The organism is Marinobacter sp. (assembly GCF_041690455.1).
Taxonomy (GTDB): Bacteria; Pseudomonadota; Gammaproteobacteria; order Pseudomonadales; family Oleiphilaceae; genus Marinobacter.
Window position 1 is genome coordinate 1 of the sequence record NZ_JAWLHI010000137.1, and the last position, 3,864, is coordinate 3,864.

Below are 3,864 nucleotides of genomic sequence, written 5' to 3' on the forward strand. Positions count from 1 at the left end.
CCCTCGGAGTTTTCCCGGATGACCAGCATGTCGATGTCTTTGGCCCGTTCATCCGCCAGATACTGGCGGGCCCCGGGGAGAAGCCTGGCCGGGCGCTCACAGACCCATTGATCGAACCCTTTGCGCATGTCCAGCAATGGTGCAAGGGAAATGCTGTCTGGCAGCAGGTAGCGATCTGGATCGTCCATCGGGCCCGGATCGCCGAGGGCGCCCAGCAGAATGGCATCATACTTCTGTAACTGCTCCAGGGCATCCGCCGGCATGGACTCCCCATGCTCCTCATGCCAGGCATGGGAGGGCCATGGGAACCGTGTCCACTCAAGGTCCAGGCCGTGTTTGGCGCGCAGGGTTTCCAGGCAGCGCACGGCCTCGGCCACCACTTCGGGGCCTATGCCGTCGCCCGGCGTTACAGCGATACGGGTAGATTGGGCCATTCGGGAAACTCCTTTTGTGGACAGACACGTATAAATAACAAATCCCAGTTTAGTCATGTAAACAGGGGATGCCACCGTTTGACATGCTTTTACGAATAAGTGGTTTTACCGGTAAGGGGATCGCAGCTATATTGAGTTAGAATATGTCTTATAGACACAGCAATATGTTCCCCAGACACAGCAAAATCGCTGGAAGTGAATTCAGGAGTTGAAGTGAACCAACCCGCCGTACTGTTTGATGAGTCTCATTGTGAGCAATGTGCCTGTGGAGCGGGATTGGATTTTTCCTTCAGCTTCGCGTTCCAACCCATTGTTGATGTTCTTAACAAATCTGTTTACGCCTATGAAGCCCTCGTGCGTGGCACTGAGGCTCAGGGGGCCATGAGTATTCTCTCGAGGGTGAATGAGCAAAACCGCTACGCTTTCGACCAGGTTTGTCGGGTCAAGGCGGTCAAGCTTGCCGCCAGGCTAAAAATGAAGTCAATGCTCAGCATTAATTTCATGCCTAATGCTGTTTACAAGGCTGAATATTGTATTCGTACCACCCTGGCGGCTGCCAAGACCTACAACTTCGATACCCGCAAGATCATTTTTGAGCTCACAGAAGACGAACAGTTGACGTCCACATCGGTGGACCATCTTGTATCGATCATTGAGGCCTACCAGGAGATGGGGTTCAGCACAGCCATTGATGATTTCGGAGCTGGCTTCTCTCGCTTCAACATCATGATTGCCAGTCCGCCGAACCTGTTGAAGCTGGATATGGCATTAATCCGTGACATTGATCGGGAGCCGAACAAGCAGGCCGTTGTTGCCGGCATCATTACTATGATGACGCAGCTCGGCGGTCAGATCATCGCTGAGGGTGTCGAAACCAAGGAAGAGTATTTCTGGTTGCGCTCCCAGGGCATTAACCTCTACCAGGGCTATCTGTTTGCCAAGCCGGGTTTCGAGTGTCTTCCGGAGCCCGAGTTTCCGGCCTGACCGGCCTTTGAACTGACAGGAAGGGCACCTTGCTATACCGAATCATAACCATTGTTGGCGGACTGGTTTTTGTCATCATCCTGTTCGCCCTGATCTGGTTTTTCTGCAAGAAATTTCTCGAGCACCATGGGGTTACTGACCAGGTAAAAGACCGCGCCATGGTTCTGGCTACCTGGACCTTTGCCGGTATTAGCGTCGGGTTGGTTTTCGCGGTGGTTGGTGCGTTTGTCCTGGGTCCCTGGGCGTTCTACCGAACCCTGCGTGGCCACGGTGTGGAAATATCCGATGGCGCTGCTGTCTGGTGGGGGCTTGGTATCGTCGTGGCCTCCCTGGGTATCACGGCTATCGGGTTTTTCGGTTTCCTGATGCTTGTCGGGGCCTACTGATCGTCAACTGATGGCTTTCAACTGCTCCCTGAACCAGATCAGTGCCGGCTCTCTCTCATAAGCCTTGTGCCAATAAAGGTGAACGTCGATGGACGGCAGGTCCGCTGGCGGATCCATGATCCGGATGTTGGCTCGCTCGGCAATGATGCGGGCGTAAGCTTCTGGCATGGTCAGCAACAGATCGGTGTCCTCCACCACTCTGCACGCGGCGTAGTAATGCTGGCACCTTAGACGGATGCTGCGCTGAACCCCCAGCCTTGATAGCTCGAAGTCCTCAATCCCGGGCCCCTCTGTCCTTGAAGACACCAGCACGTGTTTCGCGGACAGATACCCTTCCATATCCAGGTTTCCTCCTGCCAGTGGGTGGCCCTCCCGGGCCAGAACCACCAGTCGGTCGCGCCGCAGCAGTTCGTGGGAGGTCTGGTTACTCACGGGCAATAGCACATCCACGGCAAAATCCAGTTTTCCCGCGGCCAGTTGCGTCTCCATATCACGCCGCGCAATCCTCTGACTGACGATCTCCAGTTCCGGGTAGGCGTCCAGGCGTGCCATCAGCCGGGGCAGGAAAGTGGATTCCAGGATGTCCCGCAACCCGAGTGAATAGGTTTTGCGCTGGGTGGCCGGATCAAAGGCATGAAACTGGTTTACCGCACCCTGTATCTGGGTCAGGCCTGGTCGCATGGATTCCAGAAACCGCCTGGCCAGTGGTGTCGGAACCATCTGATTACCCTGCCGAGTAAACAGCGGGTCATCAAAGTGATCCCGTAGCCTCGACAGTGAATGACTCACCGCCGGTTGGGTCAGGTGCAGCGCCCTGGCTGCTCGGGTCAGGCTTCCTTCCCGATAAATCGTGTCGAAAACGTGCAACAGGTTCAGGTCCAGCCGATTGAGGGCCATGAGCAGGGTCCGTTTTGCTAAAGAAGTGGAATAAGTCTGACTGATAATAAACGATAAGAAAAATTCAGTCGCGTAATAGTTAAGTCATCCCTAGACTGGTTCCAACGTGATTATTCCGTGCACGCCACCGTGCAACAGTCAGCGAGGATACGGCGATGGATTTCAATATTTCCGAGAAAGGGCAGGATTATCTCAACCGCGTGAAACAGTTCATGAAGGATGAGATCTTTCCCATTGAAGCGCAGTACCACAAGGAGCTTGCCTCCCTGGATGATCGCTGGGTGGTGCTGCCGATTATTCGGGAGTTGAAAGAAAAGGCCAAAGCCCAGGGCCTCTGGAACATGTTCTTCCCGGACGAAAAGTATGGCTGCGGCCTGCTGAACTCCGACTACGCCCTGATTGCCGAGGAAACCGGGCGCAGCTTTATTGCGCCGGAGATCTTCAACTGCAACGCGCCGGACACCGGCAATATGGAAGTATTGATCCACTACGGCTCGGAAGAGCAGAAAGCAGAGTGGCTGCCACGGCTGCTCAGCGGTGAGATCCGTTCCGCCTTCTGCATGACCGAACCGGCAGTTGCCTCTTCCGATGCTACCAACATGGAAGCTACCGCCGTTGTCGAAGGCGACGAAGTGGTTCTGAACGGTCGCAAGTGGTGGAGCACCGGTATCGGACACCCCGACTGCAAGGTTGCCATCTTTATGGGCCTGACGGATCCGGAGGCCCACAAGCACCGTCGTCATTCCATGGTATTGGTGCCGCTGGACACTCCGGGCGTAAAGATTGAACGTATGCTGCCGGTATTCGGTGAATACGATGAGCCTTACGGCCACGGCGAGGTGCTGTTCGATAACGTTCGCCTGCCCAAGAGCGCATTCATCGCCGGACCCGGACGTGGTTTCGAGATTGCCCAGGGCCGTTTGGGGCCAGGGCGAGTACACCATTGCATGCGGGCCATCGGTGCGGCAGAGCGCACGCTGGAGCTTCTGATCAAGCGTGCCACCACCCGCGAGGCTTTCGGGCGGCCGATTGCCAAGCTGGGCGGTAATCCGGATATCATTGCCAATGCCCGCATGGCCATTGAGCAGGCTCGTCTGCTCACGCTGAAATGCGCCTGGGCTCTGGACACCAAGGGTATTATGGGCGCGCTTCAGGAAGTCTCC

General features: G+C 55.8%; 5 protein-coding genes. 3 read left to right on the forward strand and 2 right to left on the reverse strand.

Features of this window, described 5'->3' with window-relative positions; translation table 11 throughout:
• Positions 1 to 434: isocitrate/isopropylmalate family dehydrogenase (locus ACESMW_RS18595; protein WP_372988452.1), on the reverse strand; the 434-nt coding region annotated here is incomplete at its 3' end.
• Between the two features lie 213 nt (positions 435 to 647).
• Here ACESMW_RS18595 and ACESMW_RS18600 point away from each other — a divergent pair.
• Both ACESMW_RS18600 and ACESMW_RS18605 read left to right on the forward strand, forming a co-directional pair.
• On the forward strand, positions 648 to 1,418 hold the full coding sequence (locus ACESMW_RS18600; RefSeq protein WP_372988453.1) for an EAL domain-containing protein: 771 nt from the start codon (positions 648 to 650) through the stop codon (positions 1,416 to 1,418).
• 29 nt (positions 1,419 to 1,447) lie between these two features.
• Complete coding sequence (locus tag ACESMW_RS18605; RefSeq protein WP_372988454.1) at positions 1,448 to 1,804, forward strand: hypothetical protein; 357 nt, start codon at positions 1,448 to 1,450, stop codon at positions 1,802 to 1,804.
• A gap of 3 nt (positions 1,805 to 1,807) precedes the next feature.
• Here ACESMW_RS18605 and ACESMW_RS18610 read toward each other — a convergent pair whose 3' ends face one another.
• Positions 1,808 to 2,701 (reverse strand): LysR family transcriptional regulator, encoded by an 894-nt coding sequence (locus ACESMW_RS18610; protein WP_372988455.1) that lies wholly within the window; start codon positions 2,699 to 2,701, stop codon positions 1,808 to 1,810.
• A 155-nt stretch (positions 2,702 to 2,856) separates the two neighbouring features.
• On the opposite strand from ACESMW_RS18610, the gene ACESMW_RS18615 reads away from it, so the two are divergent.
• A partial coding sequence (locus ACESMW_RS18615; protein ID WP_372988456.1) for an acyl-CoA dehydrogenase family protein occupies positions 2,857 to 3,864 on the forward strand: 1,008 nt, incomplete at its 3' end.

Bases quoted from the DNA above. Each gene is read 5' to 3' on its own strand.
- ACESMW_RS18610 (WP_372988455.1), bottom strand. From the start codon at position 2,701: ATGGCCCTCAATCGGCTGGACCTGAACCTGTTGCACGTTTTCGACACG.